19 protein-coding genes are annotated in these 23,937 nt (G+C 39.2%); 5 read left to right on the plus strand and 14 right to left on the minus strand.

Features of this window, described 5'->3' with window-relative positions:
* Positions 1 to 237 precede the first annotated feature (237 nt).
* The 4 genes from ACFO3G_RS07915 to ACFO3G_RS07930 form a co-directional block, all read right to left on the minus strand.
* On the minus strand, positions 238 to 1,161 hold the full coding sequence (locus ACFO3G_RS07915; RefSeq protein WP_380079663.1) for a bifunctional riboflavin kinase/FAD synthetase: 924 nt from the start codon (positions 1,159 to 1,161) through the stop codon (positions 238 to 240).
* On the minus strand, positions 1,113 to 2,393 hold the full coding sequence (locus ACFO3G_RS07920) for a murein hydrolase activator EnvC family protein (RefSeq protein WP_380079665.1): 1,281 nt from the start codon (positions 2,391 to 2,393) through the stop codon (positions 1,113 to 1,115). Before ACFO3G_RS07920 ends, ACFO3G_RS07915 begins: the two co-directional genes overlap by 49 nt.
* Positions 2,390 to 3,241: a lipoprotein insertase outer membrane protein LolB1 gene (lolB1, locus tag ACFO3G_RS07925; RefSeq protein WP_380079667.1), complete on the minus strand. Its 852-nt coding sequence runs from the start codon at positions 3,239 to 3,241 to the stop codon at positions 2,390 to 2,392. The genes ACFO3G_RS07920 and lolB1 overlap by 4 nt, the downstream gene beginning before the upstream one ends.
* Before the next feature lie 117 nt (positions 3,242 to 3,358).
* A complete protein-coding gene (locus tag ACFO3G_RS07930; protein WP_380079669.1) occupies positions 3,359 to 6,778 on the minus strand; it encodes a tetratricopeptide repeat protein in 3,420 nt (1,139 codons plus the stop codon).
* 381 nt (positions 6,779 to 7,159) lie between these two features.
* Between ACFO3G_RS07930 and ACFO3G_RS07935 the strand changes: the two genes are divergently transcribed.
* Positions 7,160 to 8,011, plus strand: coding sequence for a GIN domain-containing protein (locus ACFO3G_RS07935; protein ID WP_380079671.1), 852 nt, complete (start codon positions 7,160 to 7,162; stop codon positions 8,009 to 8,011).
* A gap of 267 nt (positions 8,012 to 8,278) precedes the next feature.
* Here the strand turns inward: ACFO3G_RS07935 and ACFO3G_RS07940 are convergent, their stop codons facing one another.
* From ACFO3G_RS07940 to ACFO3G_RS07975, 8 genes are all read right to left on the minus strand, one after another.
* Entirely contained in the window at positions 8,279 to 8,770 is a 492-nt protein-coding gene (locus ACFO3G_RS07940) for a copper resistance protein NlpE N-terminal domain-containing protein (protein WP_380079673.1), read from the minus strand.
* 400 nt (positions 8,771 to 9,170) lie between these two features.
* A complete protein-coding gene (locus ACFO3G_RS07945; RefSeq protein ID WP_380079675.1) occupies positions 9,171 to 9,740 on the minus strand; it encodes a cob(I)yrinic acid a,c-diamide adenosyltransferase in 570 nt (189 codons plus the stop codon).
* A gap of 808 nt (positions 9,741 to 10,548) precedes the next feature.
* On the minus strand, positions 10,549 to 10,818 hold the full coding sequence (locus tag ACFO3G_RS07950) for a hypothetical protein (protein ID WP_380079677.1): 270 nt from the start codon (positions 10,816 to 10,818) through the stop codon (positions 10,549 to 10,551).
* Between the two features lie 255 nt (positions 10,819 to 11,073).
* Entirely contained in the window at positions 11,074 to 11,658 is a 585-nt protein-coding gene (locus tag ACFO3G_RS07955) for a hypothetical protein (protein ID WP_380079679.1), read from the minus strand.
* Between the two features lie 9 nt (positions 11,659 to 11,667).
* Positions 11,668 to 12,708 carry an NAD-dependent epimerase/dehydratase family protein gene (locus ACFO3G_RS07960; RefSeq protein ID WP_380079681.1) on the minus strand — a complete coding sequence of 347 codons (1,041 nt, stop codon included), beginning with the start codon at positions 12,706 to 12,708 and terminating at the stop codon, positions 11,668 to 11,670.
* A gap of 601 nt (positions 12,709 to 13,309) precedes the next feature.
* Positions 13,310 to 14,557 carry an ABC transporter permease gene (locus ACFO3G_RS07965; RefSeq protein WP_380079683.1) on the minus strand — a complete coding sequence of 416 codons (1,248 nt, stop codon included), beginning with the start codon at positions 14,555 to 14,557 and terminating at the stop codon, positions 13,310 to 13,312.
* Between the two features lie 22 nt (positions 14,558 to 14,579).
* Positions 14,580 to 15,602, minus strand: coding sequence for a DNA polymerase III subunit delta (gene holA / locus ACFO3G_RS07970; protein ID WP_380079685.1), 1,023 nt, complete (start codon positions 15,600 to 15,602; stop codon positions 14,580 to 14,582).
* An 8-nt stretch (positions 15,603 to 15,610) separates the two neighbouring features.
* Positions 15,611 to 16,387 (minus strand): AMP nucleosidase, encoded by a 777-nt coding sequence (locus ACFO3G_RS07975; protein ID WP_380079687.1) that lies wholly within the window; start codon positions 16,385 to 16,387, stop codon positions 15,611 to 15,613.
* 223 nt (positions 16,388 to 16,610) lie between these two features.
* Here ACFO3G_RS07975 and ACFO3G_RS07980 point away from each other — a divergent pair, with 223 nt between their 5' ends.
* The 4 genes from ACFO3G_RS07980 to ACFO3G_RS07995 all read left to right on the plus strand — a co-directional run bounded on the left by ACFO3G_RS07980 (position 16,611) and on the right by ACFO3G_RS07995 (position 20,781).
* Entirely contained in the window at positions 16,611 to 17,108 is a 498-nt protein-coding gene (locus ACFO3G_RS07980; RefSeq protein WP_380079689.1) for a type I restriction enzyme HsdR N-terminal domain-containing protein, read from the plus strand.
* Between the two features lie 9 nt (positions 17,109 to 17,117).
* On the plus strand, positions 17,118 to 18,044 hold the full coding sequence (locus ACFO3G_RS07985; protein ID WP_380079691.1) for an ABC transporter ATP-binding protein: 927 nt from the start codon (positions 17,118 to 17,120) through the stop codon (positions 18,042 to 18,044).
* Positions 18,034 to 19,392, plus strand: a complete 1,359-nt coding sequence (locus tag ACFO3G_RS07990; protein ID WP_380079693.1) for an ABC transporter permease — start codon at positions 18,034 to 18,036, stop codon at positions 19,390 to 19,392. The genes ACFO3G_RS07985 and ACFO3G_RS07990 overlap by 11 nt, the downstream gene beginning before the upstream one ends.
* Before the next feature lie 129 nt (positions 19,393 to 19,521).
* Positions 19,522 to 20,781, plus strand: coding sequence for an adenosylcobinamide amidohydrolase (locus tag ACFO3G_RS07995; protein ID WP_380079695.1), 1,260 nt, complete (start codon positions 19,522 to 19,524; stop codon positions 20,779 to 20,781).
* 1 nt (position 20,782) lies between these two features.
* Here the strand turns inward: ACFO3G_RS07995 and ligA are convergent, their stop codons facing one another.
* Positions 20,783 to 22,810, minus strand: a complete 2,028-nt coding sequence (gene ligA / locus ACFO3G_RS08000; RefSeq protein WP_380079697.1) for an NAD-dependent DNA ligase LigA — start codon at positions 22,808 to 22,810, stop codon at positions 20,783 to 20,785.
* A gap of 312 nt (positions 22,811 to 23,122) precedes the next feature.
* Positions 23,123 to 23,797, minus strand: a complete 675-nt coding sequence (locus ACFO3G_RS08005) for an outer membrane beta-barrel protein (protein ID WP_380079699.1) — start codon at positions 23,795 to 23,797, stop codon at positions 23,123 to 23,125.
* Positions 23,798 to 23,937: the final 140 nt, after the last annotated feature.

Raw genomic sequence — 23,937 nt, forward strand, 5'->3', positions numbered from 1 at the left:
CCTGACAGACAATTCGAAATAATTTCTTTAATTTGTGCTTGTGTAAGATCCATACTGTTTTACTGTTTTATTTTATTTTTTCAAAGATAACAGTCTTGGGTCTTACACACTTTTTTGGGACAGTATCGAATAAGGTGTCTTTTATTGGATTATATACTAAAAAAAGGGTCTCAAACAGTGTATTGTTCGAAACCCTTTTAGTCTTTGTTGTATGAATATATCTATAAATTATCGTGTTTAAGCCAAGATCTTCTTACATGTTTCTGCGTCGTTTTGAAGTTGATTTTGCAGAGCCTCTAAGTTTTCAAATTTTATATCTCCACGTGTGTAGGCTATAAATTCTATTGTGATATTTTGTCCATACAGATCTTCGTTTAGGTTGAATATATTGACCTCGATGGATATTTCCGGTCCATTGTCGAAGGTTGGTCTTCTTCCTATGTACAGCATTCCGTTATATGTTTTTTCTTCTATATGAACTTTGACTGCATATACACCTTCTTTGGGGATTAGTTTATGTGGATCGTTGGGCTTGATGTTTGCAGTTGGATAGCCCAGCAGTCTTCCGTTTCTGAATCCGTTGACAACTTCTCCGGTAATTGAATATGGATATCCCAACATATTGTTGGCCAAGCTAAGTTTTCCCTGTTCTAAGTATTGACGGATGGTAGTACTGCTTACTTCATCTTCGCTTAGTACAAATTCTGTAAACATATCCACTTGCATTCCAACAGCTGCTCCATAAGCTTTGTACTCCTCAAATCCCTCTTCTCTATTATGTCCAAATCTGTGGTCATAACCTATGATAAGGTGTTTGACATGGAGTCGCTCGGCCAATATCTTTTCTATAAACTCTTTTGCTGTGAGTTGGGCCATTTGAAGATCAAAATTTAATACTTCAACCTTATCAATGCCGGTTTTTTCTATCCTGGAAATCTTCTCTTTGGTTGTATTGAGAAATGGAGGCGCTTTGTCCGGCCTTATCACTAAGATGGGAGGTCGATCGAATGTAACTACACAAGAGGATAAACTCTCTTGCTGAGCTGCCTTCTTTATTTTTTCAATTAAATACTTATGTCCTTTGTGTACACCATCAAAGGTGCCAATCGTTGCTACATATTGATCCATGATAGAGGATTTTGTCTGCTTCTTTCTTTCCATACTTCGAAGTGAAGAATGGTCTTATTATTATTAGTACTGATTTTTCCGAGTATTTGACCTGTCTTTACCTTTGATCCTTGCGAAACATTGACGCTACTAAGGTTGGCATAGACTGTTAGGTAATTGCCATGACGTAAGATAATCGTTTTGTTGTAGTCTGAACTTACAAATATTTTGGATACAACCCCGTCCATAACTGCGACGGCACAAGCTCCGGCAGATGTGGCAATATCTACACCTCCGTTTTCTCTTGTGATATGCGAATTGATCTTATCCTGAGATTTACCATAAGGGACATCGATATATCCGGGAGCGTTGCATGGTTTCATCATCCTGCCTTGCTTGCGAGAGAATGATTTGCTGACACTGCGCTCCTCTTCATTCATGGCATATCCACCTTTTGTTTCTGCTTTACGAATGTCTTTTTTGTCTACCTTCTTGCCGGCTTTTCTTGCCGCCTCTGCACGAGCTTGAGCCTCTCTGGCTTTGCGTTCAGCTTCAGCTATCTCGTAAGCAATCTGCTTCTGTATTTCTTTTGAAAGTTGGTTGGCCTTTTTGCGTTGATCTGTAGCTTGTTTCTGAAGATCTTTGGCTTGTAGACCCAGTTTGTCTGCCTCTTTCTTTAGTTGAGCCTCTTCTGCCAGGAGTTTCTTACTCTCTTGCTCCTTGCTTTGAACAGACTTTTGTTTTGTCTTTTTGGTATTCTCAAGAGCCACTTTTTGACTGCTGAGCTCATCTCTCAATTGACTTAGCTCTTGTGCGGCCTTTTTGTGTGCCCTTGCATAGCTACCCATGTATACAATCCTTCGTGTTCCCTCATCAAAACTGTTGGCTGAAAGTAAAAAAAGCAATCTGTCGATGGAGGATTGTCTTTTTTGCATTGCCTTGACAGTCTTTGCGTAAGCAAGCATCTTTTCCTTTTCTTCCGTTGTCAGCTTATCAATCTTAGCGACCAAAACATTAGCTTCGTCTTGCAGTGTATTGATCTCTTTTGTGATGAGATCGATAAGTTCTTTTCTTTGTGAAACTTGCTGCTTGAGAAGGTTGATCTTCTTTTTGACATCCTTGGTCTTATTTTGAGTAGACAAGAGTTGCTGCTCTGTTTTTTTGAGCGATTTGAGCACTTCTTGCCTTTGTCTTTCGAGGTTTTGTACCTTCTTACTTTTGGTTTGGGCATTTGCACCAACGGCTAAAGCAAAGATGATCGTAAAGAGGATATATAGTTTTCTCATTGGTTTTTAATGATTTCGAATAGTTTTTGAGGGGATACAACGCGATAGCTCTCCTTGACTTTGGGCGAAAAGTCACTATGAGAAAGTGTTCCCTTCCTCCACTTTGAGATGTCTAAAATGAAGATTGGCTCTGATTTGTTGCCATCGAAGAAGGTGCCTGTGATAAGCATTGGCATTAACCCCACTTCGGATGTTCGGTAGTCTTTATAATCTATTCGGGCATAAGTCGACTCGGATTGTCCTAATTGTTTGACAATAAGATAATCGGGTCTTCCAAATTTGTTGATACCAAATAGGATATTGAGTCCATATTCATTGAATGAAATCTCCGTCGTTCCATTGTGATTTTGAATTTTGCAATTCTTAAGCGAGAGTCTCGTTTGTCCTTTAGCAAAGGAGGTAAAAACTTTTGCCTCCATAATTGCTTCGCAAACTTCATACGTGAGCCCGATATGAATCAAGGAGGACAGCTCTTGCCAACTGATTTCTGTCCTTTTGCGAGCAGCTGAGATATTTGCGGTTACACCCTCTTTATTGAGCCACATTCGTCCGGCTTCGAAAAGTGGAAACGGCGTTGCTACAAGTCTGATCGCCTCTCCTTGAGCTATAGCCATATCTATCCGACTTGATAGATTGAGCGAATTGGGTTTGATAGTAGCAGACATGGAGCAGCGAATCTGCTTTTCTGTCGGGTTGTATTCGACAATTCGGCTGGTGAGCTCTGAAATACTGAGTTCAGAAGTTGCCATATGCGGCTCCTTAGCTGTCTTGCGAGTTGCACAACCGGTAATTGATGCAGCTAAGAGTAGCACGCTTCCAATATATATTAGGGTAGTCTTGATTCTCATTGCTTACTTTTTTGCAAAGGTAATGGATTTAGAATCTGTTTCTAATTTATTGAGCAATAGAAACATCTTTTTTGCCGGTAGTCGCTTGAGGCAACCGTCCGAATGAAATGTGGTCTATTACTTCGTATTTTTTGTATGATCTATTTTGTTTTTGATACCTTCCTTTTGGGATTCATCGGCTTTTGTAAGGGCCTTTTGCCAATTGTCCAAAGCCGCTTCGGTGTTGTTTAATGCCTTTTCTATATCTCCCATATGGTCAAATAGAGTGGCAGTGGGTAATTGTGACATGTCGATGGCTTTTTGTTGGATCTCTTTAGCCGTATTGTATCGACCAAGTTTGTATAGGATATATGCCTCTGTATCCAACATGTTTGGATCGCTGTATTGAGTTTGACTATTGGCGGTCATAATCAGTTGAAGTGCAAACTCAAGGTCTTTGTCAGCCAATGCCAAATAGTATGCATAGTTGTTGAATAGAGCAATGTTTGTCCGGTCAGTCTCAAAAGCTTTCTCATACATTTGAAGAGCCTTATCATTTTGCTTTTCGGATTGATACAGATCACCTAAAAAACCATACATCTGACTTATATTGGATGGTGAGCTGTTTTTGTCGTTTGAGCAAGAGCTAATACCTTTTTGTAATACCTTTTCGGCTTGTGAAAGCTCCCTATTTTGGAATAGGGTACTCGCTTTTATAAGGAATGCTTGAGGAATATAGATCTTTTCTTTGATCAGTTCGTCGTACAAAGCATTGAAGTCTTCGATTTTGTTGTTCTGCATATACGCACTCATTAGATCCATATAAAGATAACGGGTATTGGGAAGGTCAAATAGCTTGCACCCCTCTTTTAAGAGGTCAATGCCCTGATCGTAATTATTCAGAAGAACACTGTTGGCATAAACCGAGTATGCCAGGAAATCGTTTGGAAATGCTTCATGATAAATCTTTGTCAAATCAACATAAAGCTCCTTGTTATTCTCATGCCCTTGAAGGTTGTTGCTTATGTAAGAAATAAAACCAAGGGTATCCTGGCTTGTCACACCTTTTTGTTTGACAAACTTCTTAAAGAGGGCTGTCGCCTTTTTTTGATCACCTTTTGCAATGGCCAAAGCTATTTGATTCGAATAAAAAACAGTGGTCTTTTCTTTGTGGTCTTTGGCCCATAGGTTGAGTAGCTCTTGTGCCTTATCCAAACGATTGAGGTTAATTAAGGCGGTGAAGTACCCTTGCTTTATGCTAAGATCTCCCGGGACGATTTTGATCAAAGCGTCTGAAAATTGTTCTAACTTATCATAATCCTTACTCTGCAGAATGTAATTCGTAAGATTGTTGAGCATGTCAATATCAGAAGAGCTCAAACTCTTTTTTGATTTCACATAGCTTAGGAATAGTTCAACTGCTTGGTCTATTTTGTTCTCTTGAAGATTGATATTTATGTTTAATGCTTGCCAAATTGTATTTAATTCGGGATGACGTTTTTCTTCCTTTTCGAGAAGTTGTTTGGCATCACCGAAACGTTTGGTTCTAAGATATACTCCCATCAACAGAAGGGTGTTTTGTGTATCCTCTCTGTTAATTTGATAAGCCTTCTCAAGAAGCTCAATGCATTCGTCCATTTTTGATTCGATGGTGTCAGTAGAAAGACCATCCTGGTTCATAAGAATGGTGTTGGCATAGATCGTATATAATTCTGAATTATTCGGATGTTCACTTATAAGTTTTTGCAAAATTTGAGGGGACAGTTTATTCAGAGCTTTGAGTTTGAGATCTATACTCTCTTTGTCAACTACATCAGAAAGCTTTTTGAGAACATCAGCCCAAACTTTTATTGCACCTATGCTGTCTTGAGTAGCTTCAAGGGCTTGGGCCAAGTGGCTCAGTAGTGTGGTGTTTGGCTCTTGCGAACTCTTAATTGCTGTCTTAAGAACATCTGCAGCCTGCGTGTATTTCTTCAACTTTAGTAGGATATATCCTTCGGTGTCAAGCATATTGGCATCACTTGTATTATCTTGGTTGACAGCCTCTTGAATCATCTCGAGTGCTTGATCTAAGTTTCTGTCATGTTGCGCCAAGAAGTAGGCATAATTATTGAGAAATCCGGCATCATCTGATCCGTTTTCATAGGCCAATTGATAGTATTTTTCGGCCTCTGTGGGGTTGTTGAGATCGGAATACAAATCACCGGCAAGAGAATAGAGCAGTGCCAGATTGTTTTCATCTTCGATCTCTTGAGATGGATCATACCCCTTAATACCTTCCAATATGGTTGTCAAAGCATCCTTAAACTGATTTTCTTGTGCTTGGATCAAAGCATATTTGAAATAGAAAAAGCCATATCCAGGAAATTCTTCGAGAGCTTTTCTACAGATCTTCTTTACATCTTCCGAACTGTTTATGCTTTCTGCTGCATCTATCATTAATGAGTAATAGTCTCTTTTTTGCTCTTCGGGAGCATCTGTCACAACTTTGTCAAGGAGATTGTAAGCCTTGCGGCTGTCGCCCTTGTCCAACAAATAGCTGACGTAATATTTCAAAACATCGGTGTCTGTGGGGTAAGCCTTAAACAGTTTGTTTGTGATGTCATCTCGAAGTTCGGCCGGAATTTGATCGGCAAAAAGAATGCTTTCTATAAGATTATACTTCTCATTTATTGCAACATCTTTAGCCTCAATGAGGTTAGTAAGAGTCTTGTTTAGCTTCTTGAAATCTTTATCTGTTAGGTAAATAAGCCCGGAAGAATAGTAATAGTCATAATCTTTGGTACGACCCTTGTATTCTTTATTTAGCTCTCTCTGAGCCGTTTTTGTATCTTGATAGTGTAAGAAAGCATATAGATAATACCGGAATAAAACTTTATTGTTGGGATATTTATTCCTGATATATTCTGCCAGTTCAAGACATTGTTTTTTGAATTTGTAATTAGGGTCCGAAGAAACAAAGGAGGAGAGAACTTGTTGTGCTTGCTCTGGATTGTTACCTTTATTTATAATGGATCGGCAGATATTCAAAGCCTTGGAGGCCGATTCTTTTGTGCCTTCTTGCAAATATGACAATGCAGCATAAAGAGCATATTGGATATTGTCAGGCTCCAGATTGTAGAGCCTTCTTACCACTTTATGAAGTTCATTTTCATCCGATTCGCCCAATGTAAGTAGTCGATAGTAGAAGTCATTGAATTCTTTGTTGTTGGGCTCAACTTCAAGAGCCTTTTTGATATGATCTTTGCTGAGAGATAAGTAATATGTGCTCTTTTGAGCATTTCCCGGCTCAATCATCAATTGACCATAAGACGTTGCTAAAAGGTAGTTGATTTGAGGATTGTTAGGATTGAGATGGTGTGCTTTGATGAGCTTATCGAGACTTGTGGAGTCTTGATCCATAAATTTGTCATTGACAGCTCCGTAGAAAAGAGAGTCTTGCTTGCCGGTCTTATATTGGGGAAGAGGAACAATTTCTTGTGCATGAAGAGGTGAACATATCATTAGTTGACTACTCATAAGTGCCAGTCCAATGGTCACAATAGCTTTTTTATTCATGTCTTATATAAGTTTACATATTATTAAAATATATGTCCATACCCTGTCCCTGAATTCTCATTAGACCTTTCGTCGGGAATGATTTATACGCAATTCCCTAACAGTCGCATTCTCATTCTAACGATATATTCGAGCTGAACATTGTTATGCACAAAGATAGCAAATTGAATCAGGTGATGAATCTGATATTGAAGGGCATTATTTTAATTGTAAAATGATAGAAAAGTATATCTTTATTCGTCTATTAATAAAGTAGAGCATATTTTACGCTTTTCTCTAAAAAAGTTGTTTTGATCTCCACTCTGTCAGAAGCTTTTTGATAATAGCTTGTAGGATAAACATGGAAAGTATGTGCTCTCTTACTCTAAAACATATAACAATATGAAAAGATTTTACATTTTACCATTGGGATTCTTTGTCTTCATCTTCGTTATGATGGGTTGCACAATCCCCTTGGGGTCAGCCTCTTCCGAAGGACATGTCGTTTATTGTGATCACAACTACGATGTTGTCAAGGAAAGTTACAAATCAAACAAAGGCAGTACGGTCAAAAAGGAGTATTTACTCGAACCTTTTGAAACGTTGAGAGTTAGTTCAGCCTTGAATGTGATAGTGAGCAAGGGTAGGGAATATAGATTGACTGCGGTAGGCTCTTCATCCGTGATGGATAAAATACGGGTGAGAAATAACAATGGAACATTAAGTCTCAGCCTAAAAGGAGAAGTATCTTACAGGAAAAAAGAGAGGTTGCAATTGTATGTGACAACTCCATCTTTGAATTGCATAAACGTATCTGGGGCATCTGTCGTAAAAGGACTCGAACATGCTAATGTTTTTGAAGCAAATAAGATGCGGATAGATTTGTCCGGAGCAAGTGTGATCTCTAATCTTAATCTGAGGTCAGATTACTTAAGTATAGAGGTGTCGGGAGCATCTGCAATGAAAATGGTGGCAGTAGAAAGTAATAGCACAGCTGTGGATGTTTCGGGTTGCTCATCATTTAATATGACCAATAAATCTGACCAATTGAGTTTGGATGTGTCCGGAGCATCCAGTGTAATGATCAATGGAGTGGCAAACTATGTGGCGGCTTCAGCCAGTGGAGCGTCGTTGTTAAGATTGACTAATCTAATTGTAAGATATGGAAAAGTATCTGCCACGGGAGCAAGCCAAATAAGATTGGGAAAGGGAGAATACAAAACCTCCAAAACAAAGTCTTCAGTCATAAAATAATAAACAGATTAAAGAGCAAATGAAAAAAGAGGCAAGCGCCGGATTAATTGGTGCTTGCCTCTTTTTCTGAGGTTAAATTTACAACTTTGTTAGAGACTGTTTTGATTTTGTATGCAGGAGGTCTGAGAGTTGCTATAATGCCGTATTTCAAAACTATAGGGACCTATTTGCGGTCTATTCGGATTGAGAGGGCCCTTTAATGATATTCGGTTGCAACTTCTTGCTCTTACATTTTGATTTAGTCCAAACAGCTCTTGATATTTTTCCTTAGTTCTTCTTTTCTGAATCCGGATTTTGTGCCGGTACCTCTTCAATGATTGTGAGTTCGTACATTTCAGGTTGTTCCGGAAGTTGCTTGTCTGCATTCAGAGCTCGTAGTTTTTTCTTCCCTTCTGCAGTTGCTGTTACGAATACGTTCATACCATCAGGTCTATCCAATGTAATTGTATCACCGGAAATTTTGAACATGCCGTTTTCATTATCATCGGCAACTTCTTTGGGTGTGAAGTACTTGGTATTCATTGTCCAAGTTTTATCTTCATTTAGTTTGAGTGTGACAAGCATACTGCCATCTGCAGCGGCAATGGTATCTTGATATGTACCTACAACAGAAGCCAATGTTCTAGAATCCTGCATCTGTACATTTGCTATACTGTCGGCAATTCTGGCACTGTCTTGTGCTGCATCATTATTTGTCTTATTTCCGCCACAAGCTACTAATGAAAGAGCTATACCTGCAAAAGCAATGATTTTCTTCATTTCAGTTCTCCTTTAATTTTGTAATGGTTAATTACTCTGTTAATAATAACTTTTGTTCTTTCTTCACCCTTAAGCAAAACTTATGGAATTGCTCTTTGAGGTGCTATTCTACGAGACAAAGTTATCATTTTTTTGAATAAATCAGTATTTTTATAAAAATTAGTGTATAAATCTAATCATATTTATTTCTAAATAGGGCGCAAATATACATCAGTTTTTGTTTCGTTGTTGCTCTATAAACAATTGTCTATAGAAAAATATGAAGTTATTTTGACTAATCTTCGTTTTAGCATCCATCACGTATTTGTAATTTGACAAGATTATAAACGAAGGTTAGCTCAAAACAACTTCATTGATCTAATTTCTTTTTAAGAGATATTGCGTAGTAAGTATAAATCTATTAGTCTATATCTTTATTCCATGTTGTTTCGTAACCTTTGATTCTGAACTCTTCTTTTCTTGCCAAAGAGAAGAAATAGTCACTTAATCTATTTACGAATTTCATTACCGGTTCTTCTACAGAAGCTCCCTCTGCATTCATTCTACACATATGTCTTTCTGCCCTTCTGGCAATGGTACGGCAAATGTGGGCTATTGAGGCCTGTCTTCCTCCGCCTGGCAAAACAAATGCTTTCATCTTAGGAACAGCTCCATCGAGTCGATCAATCTCGTGTTCGATCTTTTCGATTGTTTCCGGGAAAATGCGACTCTCGATTCTTAGTTCAGTATTCTCTTGATTTGTAGCTAAATATGATCCGATTGTAAACAGCTTGTGCTGGATCCAAAAAAGAAATTCGTAATCTTCTTTTAGTAGTTGCTCTGAGCATAGCAAGCCAATAAAAGAGTTGAGTTCGTCAATGGTGCCGTAAGCTTCTATTCTTGGATGAAATTTAGGTACTCTTTCTCCTCCCACCAGGCTGGTAGTTCCTTTGTCGCCGCCACCGGTGTACAATAAACTTTTCTTAGTCATACTATTTCTATTGATTAAATTTAGATGTTACTCTTAGCATATTTCAATTGAGATGTGGTATTGCGTGTGTATCGTGTGATATGATCATTTCTTTTATTTCATCTATTCTGTTTCAGTATATTGATTTTGCTTGATGACAGATGATTTGTAATTATATCTCAAGTTGCAAAACCTGTACTCAATATTTGTATCAAAGGTACTATAAAGTAATTAGAAATTATTGAGAATCTATTGTCGATTAAGAGACTGTTTTGAATGAGTTGAAAAGACTTTTCGTGGGTTTGAGGACATTTTCTAAACCTTTTCTTTTCATCTAAAAAGGTTTAAGTTGAATGGTAATAGTCTCAAATATATACTTTGATATAGGAGATAAAATCGAATATATTAATTAAGGAATGTAAATATATTAAGGTCACTTTTGCATAAAAAACACCTTAATATTGACCTCCAAAAGGCCATATTTCTTGTAAAATGGACGGTGAATGTATATAAATAGGTATCTATATATGTTAAATTATATATAAGGCTTTAGTGATTAATATTTTAGCGACTTAAAAATAGCATTTAGGCGGCCTTTTGGGGAAGGTCGCGCGACTTGCAATCCATTCTCGCGCGACATTGAAAGTAAACTCGCGCGAGGTTGCACCTGAAGTAGCGCGACTTCGCATATCAAGGTCGCGCGAGAACGGATCTAAAGTCGCGCGAGAATAGATTGCTTCTCGCGCGAGCTTATTTGTTAAAATAACGCATAAAAAAGCCCGTTTCGTACTATAAAAACGGGCAAAGTCGTTAGGAATGTCAGGTAACCCTAACCCTCGAATTTAAGGATTTGGGATTGAAAGAGTGTTGTTTGAGCAGCTTTTTGATTACCAGTCAAGATAATAGTATTTAACAAATGAAAGCCTCTTAGTATGAACTTCACAGCGCACAAAGAAAGAGTATTTTTGAGATTGTAACTAAGACTTGAGGTATTGTTGGTTTGCTCCTCTTTGACAAGACATATCTTTCTCTCTTGGAGGAGTGTTTCTCCAAGAGAAATGGTTATCAAAAAGATAGTAAGTAATATGCTTATCATCATGGTTTTAAATTCTTTTATGAGTGGCCAAGATACTGAAAATAAATCTCATTCACAAAGACATATCATTTACCTTAAAGATGCTATTGCAGTAAAGTAAATTGCTTCGTTGATCTAAGATTAAACCTAAGAGTGTGATAAGACAAACTTTTCGAAAAGAATTATATCCATTTTGATAATATTATGAGACAGATTTTTGATGCATGTAAGAGTTCTCAAGACAATGCAAGTTAAGTATATTGCAGCTATCAGCCCTCTCTAAATAAATGCTTTATAATGTCTTTTATGTAATTTCTTGTTGGTAAAAGCTATGCCTGAAGTCACCATATCTATGGATACCGATATGCCCGGGTTTCCTATGATCTGTTTCCATATCTCTTTGACCTTCTCATCTTTCAGATTGAGCATAATAGTCTCGTTGCCTTGTTGAGAGTTGATAATCTTTTGCACAAAAGTTTGGGTTGTGTTGTGATCTGCTTTTTCGATTAGGATAAGATCATGATTATCCACCTTCTCATTTAGATAAGAAATGGTAAGAGGCCTGTTTCCCTTTGCCTGTTTAATGTATTGTTCGGTAATTGGAGACTGATTTTCAAGGATGCAAACCTTTTCGATCGGCATACGATCGGTCATTCGAAAGATAAGCTCCAACTCTCGTTTGGTCCATGCCGATTCCTTTTTATGATTTTGGTATTCGGCCCGAAGCTTTATAAAAGAGTAGTAGGGGGCCCTCTCTTCTATGTAAGTTGTGATAAACTTAAATACAAAAGGTGAGTGTACATGATGCCCCCTACGATGTATGGTAAATCTCCAGGCTTTTTTGAGTTGATCTTTTAACTTCATTGTGATAGGTTAGAAAAAATACTTCATCTTCTTTTTCTCTCCGGTTTTGTAAGCTTTGAGAGGTTCTGACTGTGAGAAGAGATTTTTCCCTCTGATAGATCCAAATAGTTTTGATCCTACCTTTTTGATAAGTGTTCTGGATTTCTTCATCTCTTCGAAGAATTGCTCCAAAGTGTGTTTCCTGAACTTTAGGATATTGTTCAATTCGTCTGAGTCTGCAAAATATCCTCCAATACTATTTCTTTCTGCAAAGCAATGCGATGGTATCTCAACTTGGTCCATGCCCAATATTGCAAAATACCTTTTCAGAAAGTCTCCATAAATGATTCTGCACTCTTCACCTCCGCCAACGTTATAAGTGTGATTCCAAAGGCTGTTTCGTTGCTCGTATGCGTTTAAGATAGCAGAAACAAGATCTTCGTAGTAAATCATTTCTAATCTGGTACTTAGAGGTGTCCTAAAGAGCTCGGCACCGCCGAGAGAGTTGCCCGGGTATAGCGTTAGTCCGGGTCTGTATATAATCCATTCAGTCGAAGTGCCACGGATAACCTTTTCTGCCTGAATCCTTGTTATGGCATCATAATCTCCAAGGGATGGTCCTACGGGATCTGTTACCGAAATCATTGGAGCCGAAAGTCTATCTCCATAAACAGAGTCTGATGATACGTAAAGCAGTAGGGGATTGTTGTCAACTTTTTCTATTGCTGTGACCAGATTTTGAGTTCCATCTACATTGATTTCCTCAGCAAGTTGGAGTTTCTTAAATGCTTTTGCTCTCGGAAAATGATGCAAGTCAATGACAAAATCAATCTCTTTGAGAGCTGAGGTCAGGTTGTCTGCATCTTGACTAATATTTCCATAGTATGTAGTAATATGTTCTCTATACTTATCAAATAAGGACATGTTGCGTCCTGTTTTATTGTCATAAACGACGATCTTACCTGACCAGTTTGTTTCTACAAGTCTTTTTAGGATTGCTTGTCCCAATCTTGTTGCCGCACCGACAAGAAGTATATTGGGTTGATTAGATATGTTGCTAATTGTGTTCATAATCATTCCTGTTTTTAAGTTGATAAAAGGGGGATATAGTTGCTATGATGAAACATATGATGTTTGTATTTTGTTTGGAGATTGTTGAAAATGAAAGATTTATCAGTTGAGACCTCCTTATAAACTCAAACTGAAAATCTCTTTCGAACGGCTTTAAGATAAGTCCAAACAGCTTCATTGTCTCGTTATTCCTGTTTTATATCAATTCATCTTCCCATATTCGACATCATTTTGTTGTGACAATTCATTTCGAAACAACAGTCATCCATTTGACTATGGTTTAACAAATATGCAAATTATCTTGCAGAATATCATTATAGAATTGACTAAATCACAAAAAAGTTTTGGACTATTCGAGGGTTGCAGCAAAATAGATTTGAAGATTAAGAAGTGTCTTGGGATCCTTTATCAGATCGCGTAAGTCTCTAATTGCTGAGTCATATCCTGCTATGTTCATAGATCAGAAAGCAATAACGGCACCTTGTATCTTATCTTTTTCGTGAAGTTATCTTATTTGTTTGTAAAGTTGTGAGAATGGCACCTCATATATGTTCTCAATGGAAAATCTCTGTCGACGATTTCAAAACGTAATGAATATGCTTTATTCGAAACGCATTGTTTTGGCAGGAGAGATGCGGGATATCATTTTCGTTGGTCCTAAGAGCATGATAATAATGACTATGATGGCTGCAATGTTGACGAGACCCCATATCCATAGATTAAATGATATCGGAGCATAGTCCATAAAATATATTTCGCGATCCAACTTGATGACTTTGAAATACTTTTGAATACAACATAAGGAGAATGCAATCAAATTGCCCCAAGCGATACCTTTCAGGATTAACAGTGTGGATAGTCTTAGAAATATTAGTCGAATACTTCTGTTTGTTGCACCCATAGCCTTGAAAACAGCTATCAGATTTACCTTGTCCAAAACAAGTATGACCAATCCTGAGATCATTGTAAATCCGGCTACCAGCGCCATGAGTATGAGTAGTAGATAGATGTTCGAGTCTATCATGTCCAGCCATTCATACATTTCCGGATTCATCTCTTGAGTGGTGCTTAATCCCAACTTGTATTCTTTGGGAAGAAATGGAGATTCGATTAGCTCCCTTGTCAGTTGCTCTCTGATGCTATTTGTACTTAGCTTATTGTCAATCATAATCTTGACATAAGATATTTCATTCTTATCCCATGCCAGCATTCTTTGCAATAGGTCAAGTTTGATAATGCATGGATCTGTACTCTTGGTCGAAGCATAAATCCCTTTGATGATGATAGGCCTTACTTTGATCGATCCATTATCAACGATGTATAGCTTCGTTTTGTCACCAATCTCAAGATTGAGTTTGGAAGCTACCTCTTGGGTGATCATTGCTGCATTGTTGTCATCTGGAAACTGTTTGATCGAAGCACCTTCGATGATGAGCGAATTGAAGAGCGTTAGATCAGCCATAGTGTCTACCCCCATGACAGTCATACTCGCAAAAGAAGAATCTTGCTTTACGATACCCGCTGTCAAACCTATGGGCGTAGCGGATATTACCCCCGGGGTCTTTCGTATTTCGCTTAGGATTTGTGTCGGAACTTCTATGGGAAGTGATTTTTCGCTCGGATTGTTTGTATAGCGGCTTAGGGCGATATCTCCGGTCAATGCTCGTGTGTATGTGGATGCTTGTTCTTTAAAGCCCAGCGTGATGGCTACTGCAATCAGCATTACAGCAATGCAAAGGGCCACACCTATGACTGATATTCTTACAATGGGAGATAATGCAGATTTGCCATCTCCTAAGCCTTTGCTATTTCTAAATAATCTTCTTGCTACAAATGAATGGTAATACATAATGCTGAAAGATGTTGGTCTATTAGTTGAAGATTTTGTTTAGAAGCTGAAATAGTAACTCTTTGTTGCTGATGGCGCTTCCGGTATCTACCCCCTTTGACATTGCATCCACTATTCGAAGATATCTAATGATCTCATATACTTTCATCGGAGAATATATCCTTAATGCGTTGGCATAATCCCTTGCCTGAAATCTATTTCTGAGTTCGAGTGCTTTCATTAGGCCCGCTTCAGACTTGTCGGGAGAATAGCAAGCACACATTAGAAGAGAAAAGAAGTTGAAAAGGATGGCCAAAATCGGTTGGATAGGGTAGTTCTTTTCGTTTTTGCCAAACTGTATAGCAATGCGATAGGCTTTTTCGCGGTCCCTTCGGGTCACTGCATTAAGGAACTCAAAACCATTGTATTCCTTACTTATCCCTATATGCTTTTCGATTAGCTCCGGTGTAATCTGTAATCGCAAATTACCATTCTGCTTGAGAATAATCATCAACTTGTCAATTTCGCGATCTATTTTTTCAAGATCATTGCCAAGGAACTCGGCAAGCATACTGGCTGATTGGGGGTCTATGATGCCACTTTTGCCGGTTACAAGCATCTGGATCATATCGGGAAGCTTATAATCTTGTATACGGTTTGATTCGAAAAGTGCATCGAGCTCGATTGCTTTTTTGAATAGGACTTTTCTTTTGTCTGCTTTCTTTTTGGTAGCAATGACAAGGGTAGAAGTCTCCGGTATGGATTCAAGATAGGGAGCCAGCTTGTCAAGATCGGATATTTGTTGAGCTTCTTTGATGACGATCAGCATGATTTGTCCAATCATGGGCAGTCTCATCGAATCGGATATAACATCTCTTGCTTTGACATCATTGGAGCCATAGGTAACAATTTGATCGAAGTCTCGATTCTCTTCTGCCACGAGGTTGTTTTCGAACAGATTGACCAACTTGTCTATGTAGTAGGGTTCATCACCTGCCAACAAATAGAATCTTCGAGTTTTTTTATTTTTTATCTCCTGAATAATCGTATCGTAATTGAGAGCCATAGATAATGTTACCAGCTAAATTTGATATGCTTGATTGTGGAAGAGTCGCTGCGAAGGATGTTGAGTGCTTCAATGCCCATGCAAAGATGTTCGAAAGCAAAATGTTGGGTAACATATTTGTCGCTTTCCTCTGTCTTGACCCCTTCCGGTTGCATAGGCATATCGGAAATCATCAAAAGGGCACCAACCGGAATCTTGTTTGCAAAACCAACTGTAAAAAGAGTGGCAGTCTCCATGTCTATACCTGTGGCATGGGTTGATTTGAGAAAAGCTCTAAAACGATCGTCATGCTCCCAGACTCTTCTATTGGTTGTATATACCGTGCCGGTCCAATAGTCTTTGTGCCGATCCGATATGGCTGTTGATATTGCCTTCAACACAGAGAAAGAGGGTAGTGAAGGAATGTCGTGTATCAAGTAGTCGTCACCTGTCCCTTCCCCCCTGATAGCGGCGATAGGTAAGAGATAGTCTCCAACCTCATTGATTGACTTAAGTCCTCCACATTTGCCTAAGAAGATAACTGCTTTGGGTTGAATGGCAGAGAGCAAATCCATCATTGTGGCAGCATTAGGGCTACCCATTCCAAAGTTTATTAAGGTCATTCCATCGGCAGAAAGAGTACTCATCGGGTAACCTTGCGGCTCATATTTCAGCTTATATTTTTGAGCAAACAGCTCCATATATGCAGCGAAGTTGGTGATTAAGATATAGTCGTCGAAATCCTCTAATTTGCGACCTGTATATCTCGGCAGCCAATTCTCTACTATTTCTTGTTTTGTACGCATAAAATTATACTTTTGTTCAGGAATATGTCATAACTCTATTGTTGTCCGAAGATGGCATATCATTCGGCTCATACGATAGCAAATGTACATCTTTCAGATTCAAAGGTACGATGATTGAACAATAGATTCATAAAAGCTTGCTCTTTGAAGTGAGTTTAGTCTTTTTGAGTCATTTTTAATTATGGGTGTCAAGTCGTCCTTTCTACCATTAAAGGTACTGTATATGCCCCAAAATATCAATTGCATCCCGCTTCAATTACCACCATGTACCCTAACTCTCAGGCCAAGAGAGGATGGTTATGGGGAGGATGTGTTTGATTTTACGAGACGCCGTTATGTCAAACTTACTCCTGAAGAGTGGGTTCGTCAGCACTTTGTCTGCTATTTGGTCAATCATCTGGAATATCCTTCGGGGCTCATAGCCAATGAAGTTGAGATTGAGGTGGGTAATGTTAAGAAGCGATGTGATACTATTGTATATGACAAAAGTCTACAGCCGGTGATGCTTTTGGAGTACAAAGCACCTCAGGTTGCTCTTACGAAGGCAACTGTAAATCAAGCTCTTCGTTATAACCTGGAGTGTCGTGTACCGGTCATTGTTTTGAGCAATGGCCTGACTCATATGGCTTTTGGAATGAATTATGATGACAATCGAGTATCAGTGTTGAATCATATTCCTAATTATAATGAATTAATCAGTGACTCTAATGAGTCTTCATAATATATATCTATGATATTTTTAGAAGCTAACCATGTGCATAAGGCTTATGCCAATCATGTTGCATTGAATGATGTGAGTATAAGTGTCGAGAGAGGAAAGGTTTTTGGTCTGCTGGGTCCTAATGGAGCCGGTAAGTCCTCCCTGATTCGTATCATCAACAGAATTACTGCTCCGGATAAAGGCGAAGTTCTTTTTGATGGGCACCCACTGTCAGATCGAGATATTTCCCGTATTGGATATCTTCCTGAAGAAAGAGGGTTGTATCGTAAAATGAAAGTTGGCGAGCAGGCGATATATCTTGCTCGACTAAAGGGAATAGACAAGGCTACTGCCACCAAGCGTTTGAGTGAGTGGTTCGAAAAGTTTGATATCATGCCTTGGTGGAACAAGAAGGTAGAGGAACTGTCTAAAGGTATGCAGCAGAAGATCCAATTTGTTTCAACGGTGATCCACGAGCCGGACCTTTTGATTTTTGACGAACCTTTTAGTGGATTTGACCCTGTAAATGCCGATTTACTTAAACGTGAAATTTTGGAGCTACGAGACAAGGGGCGTACAGTAATCTTTTCCACTCATAACATGCAGTCAGTAGAAGAGGTTTGTGACGACATAGCATTGATCAATAAATCTCGTGTCGTGCTCAATGGTAATGTGGATGAGATTAAACGTCGTTATCGTCAAGGCATTCTTTCTTTATCTCTCGAAGGGGCCGAAACTCTTCCTGACTCGTTCTTACAGGGACTTGATATTCTTGATCATAAACATAAGGGTGATAAACATATGTTGCGAATCAAACGTAGCGAAAATGTTACTAACCGAGATATTATAACCATGCTTCCCGAAGAGGTTTCTTTGATGAAATTTGAGGAGGAGCTTCCTTCAATGAATGATATATTTATCCAAACCGTAAAGGAGGACGTCAACAATGAAAAGTAAGATTGGCATTATTATAGGTCGAGAGTTTGGTATCAGGGTACGCAAGAAGAGTTTTCTTGTGATGACTATTTTGATGCCTATATTGTTTATCGGTATCATAACCCTGCCTATATTCTTGGCTAAGTTTAGCAGTAGTGAGATAAAGACCGTAGCTGTGATTGATGCTACCGGCAAATATTTGCCCCTTCTGAAGGATACGGATGACTTTCATTTTATAGCGGCTGACAAACCTGCTTCGGCTTATCGCTCGGAGGGTAGCAAAGATTGTGAAGTGGAGGCTGTAGTAGACATCAGTGGTCCGATCTTGGTGGGTGATTCGCTGACAGTTGCTCCCGACCGTGTTAATATTTATTCTTTTAAGCAGATGCCTACAAAGCTTCAAGAATATGTCAATACAACTTTATCTTCCTATCTCACAAATGAACGTCTTAAGTTGTATAATATCAACAATTTGGATGAAATAATGCAGCGTGCAGAGGTTCATGTCAATCCAAGGACTTTTAAGTGGAATGATAAGGGCGAATTGGAGCGAACAAGTGGCGATATAGCCGGTGTGCTGGGGCTTGTCCTTACATTTGTGAGTTATCTTTTTATCATGATGTATGGAGCCATGGTATTGAGTGGTGTTTTGGAGGAGAAGAAGAGCCGTATCATGGAGGTGATGGTTTGCTCTGTCAAGCCTTTTGATCTTATGATGGGTAAGATCATCGGTATTGGTTTGGTTGGCTTACTTCAGATTGTCCTTTGGATTGTCTTGAGTGCCGGACTGATCTTTGGTATGCAGTTTTTGACTCTTGGAGGTATTTATGATTCGGCTACCATAGCCAATATGCAAATGTCTCAGATGCAGGGAGGTATGCTTTCTTCGGGTATGTCTGCCGAAAATCTTAACCAGATGCAAGACATTATGAGCAGTATTGCGAGTATCAACTTTGGAGAAATCTTATCTATGTTTATGCTTTACTTCATTGGTGGGTATCTTCTTTATGCATCTCTTTTTGCTGCTATCGGTGCTGCTGTGTCGAATGATGAAGACACCAATCAGTTTATGATTCCGGTATCGGTGATAATGCTGTTCTCTTTTTATGCCGCTTTAGGTTCAAAAGATAATCCCGAGGGTCCATTGGCCTTTTGGTCTTCTATGATACCATTTACCTCTCCTGTTGTGATGATGGTCCGTTTGCCTTATGATGTGCCAATATGGCAAGAGATATTGAGTGTGGCGATTTTGTTTGCAACATTTGTCCTCGTGACCTGGATTGCTGCCAAGATATATCGTGTTGGTATCTTGATGTACGGCAAAAAGCCCTCTTTGAAGGAAATGTGGCATTGGATAAGTTATAAATGAGTTGCGCCTATCGACTGTTGATATGGTCGGTATGGCTCTAAGCCAATGTCTTTGAGATAGATATTAAGGGTGTGCTTCTTGGTGTAAATCAGGAGGTACACCCTTTGTCCAACCGAACTTCTAACTATTATGCTTTTACCCGATAAGACGATTTTAGATGACTCCATAAGGAGAGATGATTATGCTATGACCTTTTATTTTGAAGCTCCTCACAAGACTTTGTCCACCTGTAATCTCAATGGAGGAATAAGACGAGATTTGAAGGCCGTGTTTAATCATAGTTGTTCCAACACCTATTGGGTCAAACATAAGGAGCCTGCCAATATGGACAACTTTAGCATTTTGGGCTACTATTCAGAGATTGCTCAGCGAATAGGGGTTGATCCAAGATTTGTTACCGGCCTTTCGACAGCTGCGAGGATAGAAAATACATCTTATTCAAGACTTACACTCAAAACACTTACTGTTGAGGTCTTTGCGACAGCCGGATTGGATGTGAATGCGGGAAGAGCCGGTGATCCGGCAGCTTGGAACGAACTTGATGAGCAGGATTTGATGCCTCCTGCCGGCACAATCAATCTCTTCATCTTTATCAACGGCAACTTGGATGATGGTACGATGGCAAGGGCTTTGGTAATGGCTACTGAAGCCAAGACCTCCATATTGCAGGATTTGATGGTTTCCGGTTCTTATTCCGAAGGTCTGGCTACAGGTACCGGTACAGATGGGGTTGTGATTGTATGTGACGAAAATTCACCAAACAGACTTACCAATGCGGGTAAGCATTCTGTTTTGGGTGAAATGATTGCCAAGTGTGTAAGGCAAGCCATAGCTGATGCCCTTTTTAATCAATCTTTGCTCAGCCCTTCAAGGCAATGTAATATTTACTATCAGCAAAAACGATATGGGATTACACCCCAAAGTCTGCTTAGTATCTTACAAACAAATCACCCCGAGATAACTTCTCAACAAGACATTGAATGCTTCAAAAAACTTATTGTACAGATCTTAAAGGATCATGATTTGGTAGCAAAAGTAGCAGCCCTATTCCAGGTCGTGGACGAAAATCGCAATGGTTTGTTGCCGGACACTTCTTTGGAGAAGGTTGCTTCCATTTTACTTCCGACGCTATTGTTGTCACAAAAAGATGAGTTGAATATTCCTAAACTATGTGATTTTGAGAGCCATGTAGATCTTCCGTTGTCACTGAAGTGGAAAGAACCGGATCTTAGTCTGTTGGCAGAAAACAGACAAGATCTTTTTACATTTCCGGAGGGGAGACTGCTTAAGCTCAATAAGAGCCGTACTGCCAAATATTATGAGGCTGTAGTCTGTTGTGTGGCAGAGGCTTTGACCAAGAATGTTTTTTATATGTTTAAGAGTATTTAGGTTACTTATCCAAATACTTTTTGATAAACTCCTCTTCATTCATAAGATAAATACCCAGCTTGTCTGCCTTCTCTTTTTTTGAAGGTCCCATGTTTTCTCCCATCAAAATAAAAGCAGTTTTGGACGATATAGAAGAAGAGGCTTTTGCTCCCAATTTGTCGAGAATATCTTTATACTCATCTCTTGAATGATGACTAAAGACCCCGCTAATAACGACAGTCTGCCCCTTTAGAGGCTGTTGTTGCGGTTCGATTTGCTGCTCTTCATCTTCTTCCGGATTAAGTGCAACTCCAAGTTTGATTAGTTCATCAATGATAGACTTGTTTACATCACTTTTGAAATAATCTACTACAGATTGGGCAATCACATCGCCAACATCCGGAATACTTTTAAGTTGCTCGAGACTATAGTTCTCCAAGTGTTCAATCTTTTTGGCATACTTTGCCAAACTCTTCGAGACAGTTTCACCGACATAACGAATCCCAAGACCAAAGATGAGTGCATGAAGTGGACGTTCTTTGGACTGAGCGATGCTTTTAACCAGCTTCTCAGCTGCCTTTTCGGCAAACCCGGGCAATAGTAACAGATCTTCCGGCTGAAGTTTGTACAAATCTGCAATGTTGTGTACCAATCCCAAGGTGCAAAGACGATCGATTGTTTCCGGTCCTATATTGATGTCTGCAGCTTTTCTCGAGCAATAATGCTCTATCTTCCCTCTTTGTTGAGTGGGGCATCCATTGGCATTGGGGCAATAGTATGCCGCCTCTCCTGCTTCTCGGACCAAGGGTGTGCCACAGTCGGGACAATTCTTAATAAATTCTATTGGAGCACCTTCCAGATCTCTCATCTCAGTATCTATACCTACAATCTTAGGTATGATCTCACCCCCCTTTTCGACATATACATAATCTCCGGAATGGAGACCGAGCTCACGGATGATATCCGCATTGTGCAACGAAGCTCTTTTGACGACAGTGCCACTTATTAGGACGGGATCCAAGTTTGCCACAGGAGTGATAGCTCCTGTTCTACCCACTTGATATTCCACGCTAAGAAGTTTTGTGCGAGCTCTCTCAGCTTGATATTTGTAGGCAATAGCCCAGCGTGGGCTTTTGGCTGTATAACCGAGTTTTTCTTGTTGTCGAATGGAGTCAACTTTTAGTACAGCCCCGTCTGTAGCTACGGGTAAATCTTTTCTTTTGATATCCCAGTAGGTCAAAAAGTCATAAACCTCCTCGAGTGTCTTACATTGTTTGATAGCTCCGCTTACCTTGATCCCCCATTTCTTACATGTTTGAAGCCTTTCATAATGGCTGTCACTCATTTGAAGGTCGCCGGGGAGATAATAGAAATAGGCATCAAGGTTTCTCGCAGCTACGATGCTTGGATCAAGCTGCTTGAGTGTGCCACTTGCAGCATTGCGCGGATTGGCAAAGGGCTGTTCGTTGTTTTTGACTCTTTCTTCATTTATTCGATCAAATGAGGCAAAAGGAAGTAGACATTCACCTCTAACCTCCAAATCGGAAGGGTAGTCTGACCCTCTCAACTTAAGTGGAATCGATTTGATTGTGCGGACATTGGCTGTCACATCATCGCCAAATCGCCCGTCACCTCGTGTTACGGCTTTATCCAAGATGCCGTCTTTATATATCAATGAGAGCGACAGTCCATCAAATTTGAGTTCGGCCGTAATCAAGAAATCCTCTTGTAGAGATGACTTGACCCGGTTGTAAAACTCCCCAACCTCATCATAATTGTATGTGTTGCTCAGCGAAAGCATGGGGTAGCGATGCTCAATCTCTTCAAATCCCTCCGATTTGTCGGCTCCCACTCGTTGCGTGGGGGAGTCTTTCGTAATAAGATCCGGATTGCGAGCTTCCAACTTTTCTAACTCTTTCATCAGTGCATCATAATCCATATCACTAATCTCCGGCTGTGATAGCACGTAGTATAAGTATTCGTGATGTCTGATTTGTTGTCTTAATTCTTCTATGCGTTGGGAGTCTTTTGCTTTGTTTATTTCAACCATATTTTCGCTTCTATGTGAAAGGGTTTGTCTAAATAATCTATTCTTTGAATGTGATGTACACATGATTGCTTTGGCTACATACGTCAAAGTCTTCTGCTATCGTGAGATCAACATACAGCCATTTTAGCTCTCAATGTACAACTCATTCAAAGGTAGATATACTGCATTTTATATGCAATTTTTGAGATCTTGATATAAAGGAAATACATCAAACAGCCAATACAATAGGCTGAAAGAGTCTCATTAATTTTCAAACAATGTACATACGGTTTTTCTATGTACCCTTTACACAATGATGTTGCATTTGCCTTCTTATTTTTTATCAAAAGAAATGCTTTCGTCAGCTGTTGATACAATTCTTTTGGCACTTTCCGATGTACTCATTTTTCTTGTTCTTTTTAACTTGTCATTACCTATAAATAGGGAGATGGAAAGAGTTACGGATGGCTTGTGCCAGTTCTTTTTGAAGCGCATCTCTGTAGGTAAGCCTACTACTTGCCCTTCAGCAATATTACTATTTAGGAGGTCTCGTCCGGAAAGAGCAAATTTCCAATGAGCAACCCTTTTACTTACAGTCAGATCGATCCACCATTGGGGCTTTGTAGTTTTATATACCCCCATATATAATGGACTGTAATAAGTCACTTGAGCCAAGATATTCCAACTCTTTGGAAGGTTTAGATTTTGGCTGTGCATCAGATAATAGGCATTAAATACCATGTTTATATGATTATTGTTGACAATCCCTTTGTCAAACTGTCGATGAAAGGCAAAGTAAGTGGTGACAAACCAATTTATGCCTATATCTCGATTGTTGATGATGGGTATCGGCAATCCTGCAACAACTCTGAAATAGCGACTCTTGTCCAAATTGTTGCGAGACAGATAGTGGTTGCTTCCTTGTTGGCTGATCATCTCTACAATGGGATGTTTTTCATCTGAGTAACTGAGCTCCAAACTTGCAGCCCTCATAAAGGAGTAGGTCAACGAAATATTATATCTAAGAAGCTGTTTAAATTTAATTGAAAAACAATCTTATACAAGGTGTTAATATATTGAATATCAGTAGGTTAGTTGATTTATTATTTGTAACTTTATGATTATCAAACAATTAAAGTTATGGAACA

The organism is Falsiporphyromonas endometrii (assembly GCF_042654485.1).
GTDB classification, from domain to species: Bacteria; Bacteroidota; Bacteroidia; order Bacteroidales; family Porphyromonadaceae; genus Porphyromonas; species Porphyromonas endometrii.

Bases quoted from the DNA above. Each gene is read 5' to 3' on its own strand.
- ACFO3G_RS07940 (WP_380079673.1), bottom strand. From the start codon at position 8,770: ATGAAGAAAATCATTGCTTTTGCAGGTATAGCTCTTTCATTAGTAGCT.
- ACFO3G_RS07985 (WP_380079691.1), top strand. From the start codon at position 17,118: ATGATATTTTTAGAAGCTAACCATGTGCATAAGGCTTATGCCAATCAT.
- ACFO3G_RS07945 (WP_380079675.1), bottom strand. From the start codon at position 9,740: ATGACTAAGAAAAGTTTATTGTACACCGGTGGCGGCGACAAAGGAACT.
- ACFO3G_RS07935 (WP_380079671.1), top strand. From the start codon at position 7,160: ATGAAAAGATTTTACATTTTACCATTGGGATTCTTTGTCTTCATCTTC.
- ACFO3G_RS07915 (WP_380079663.1), bottom strand. From the start codon at position 1,161: ATGGAAAGAAAGAAGCAGACAAAATCCTCTATCATGGATCAATATGTA.
- ACFO3G_RS07950 (WP_380079677.1), bottom strand. From the start codon at position 10,818: ATGATGATAAGCATATTACTTACTATCTTTTTGATAACCATTTCTCTT.
- ACFO3G_RS07920 (WP_380079665.1), bottom strand. From the start codon at position 2,393: ATGAGAAAACTATATATCCTCTTTACGATCATCTTTGCTTTAGCCGTT.
- lolB1 (WP_380079667.1), bottom strand. From the start codon at position 3,241: ATGAGAATCAAGACTACCCTAATATATATTGGAAGCGTGCTACTCTTA.
- ligA (WP_380079697.1), bottom strand. From the start codon at position 22,810: ATGGTTGAAATAAACAAAGCAAAAGACTCCCAACGCATAGAAGAATTA.
- ACFO3G_RS07960 (WP_380079681.1), bottom strand. From the start codon at position 12,708: ATGAACACAATTAGCAACATATCTAATCAACCCAATATACTTCTTGTC.
- ACFO3G_RS07990 (WP_380079693.1), top strand. From the start codon at position 18,034: ATGAAAAGTAAGATTGGCATTATTATAGGTCGAGAGTTTGGTATCAGG.
- ACFO3G_RS07995 (WP_380079695.1), top strand. From the start codon at position 19,522: ATGCTTTTACCCGATAAGACGATTTTAGATGACTCCATAAGGAGAGAT.
- ACFO3G_RS07930 (WP_380079669.1), bottom strand. From the start codon at position 6,778: ATGAATAAAAAAGCTATTGTGACCATTGGACTGGCACTTATGAGTAGT.
- ACFO3G_RS07975 (WP_380079687.1), bottom strand. From the start codon at position 16,387: ATGCGTACAAAACAAGAAATAGTAGAGAATTGGCTGCCGAGATATACA.
- holA (WP_380079685.1), bottom strand. From the start codon at position 15,602: ATGGCTCTCAATTACGATACGATTATTCAGGAGATAAAAAATAAAAAA.
- ACFO3G_RS07980 (WP_380079689.1), top strand. From the start codon at position 16,611: ATGCCCCAAAATATCAATTGCATCCCGCTTCAATTACCACCATGTACC.
- ACFO3G_RS07965 (WP_380079683.1), bottom strand. From the start codon at position 14,557: ATGTATTACCATTCATTTGTAGCAAGAAGATTATTTAGAAATAGCAAA.
- ACFO3G_RS07955 (WP_380079679.1), bottom strand. From the start codon at position 11,658: ATGAAGTTAAAAGATCAACTCAAAAAAGCCTGGAGATTTACCATACAT.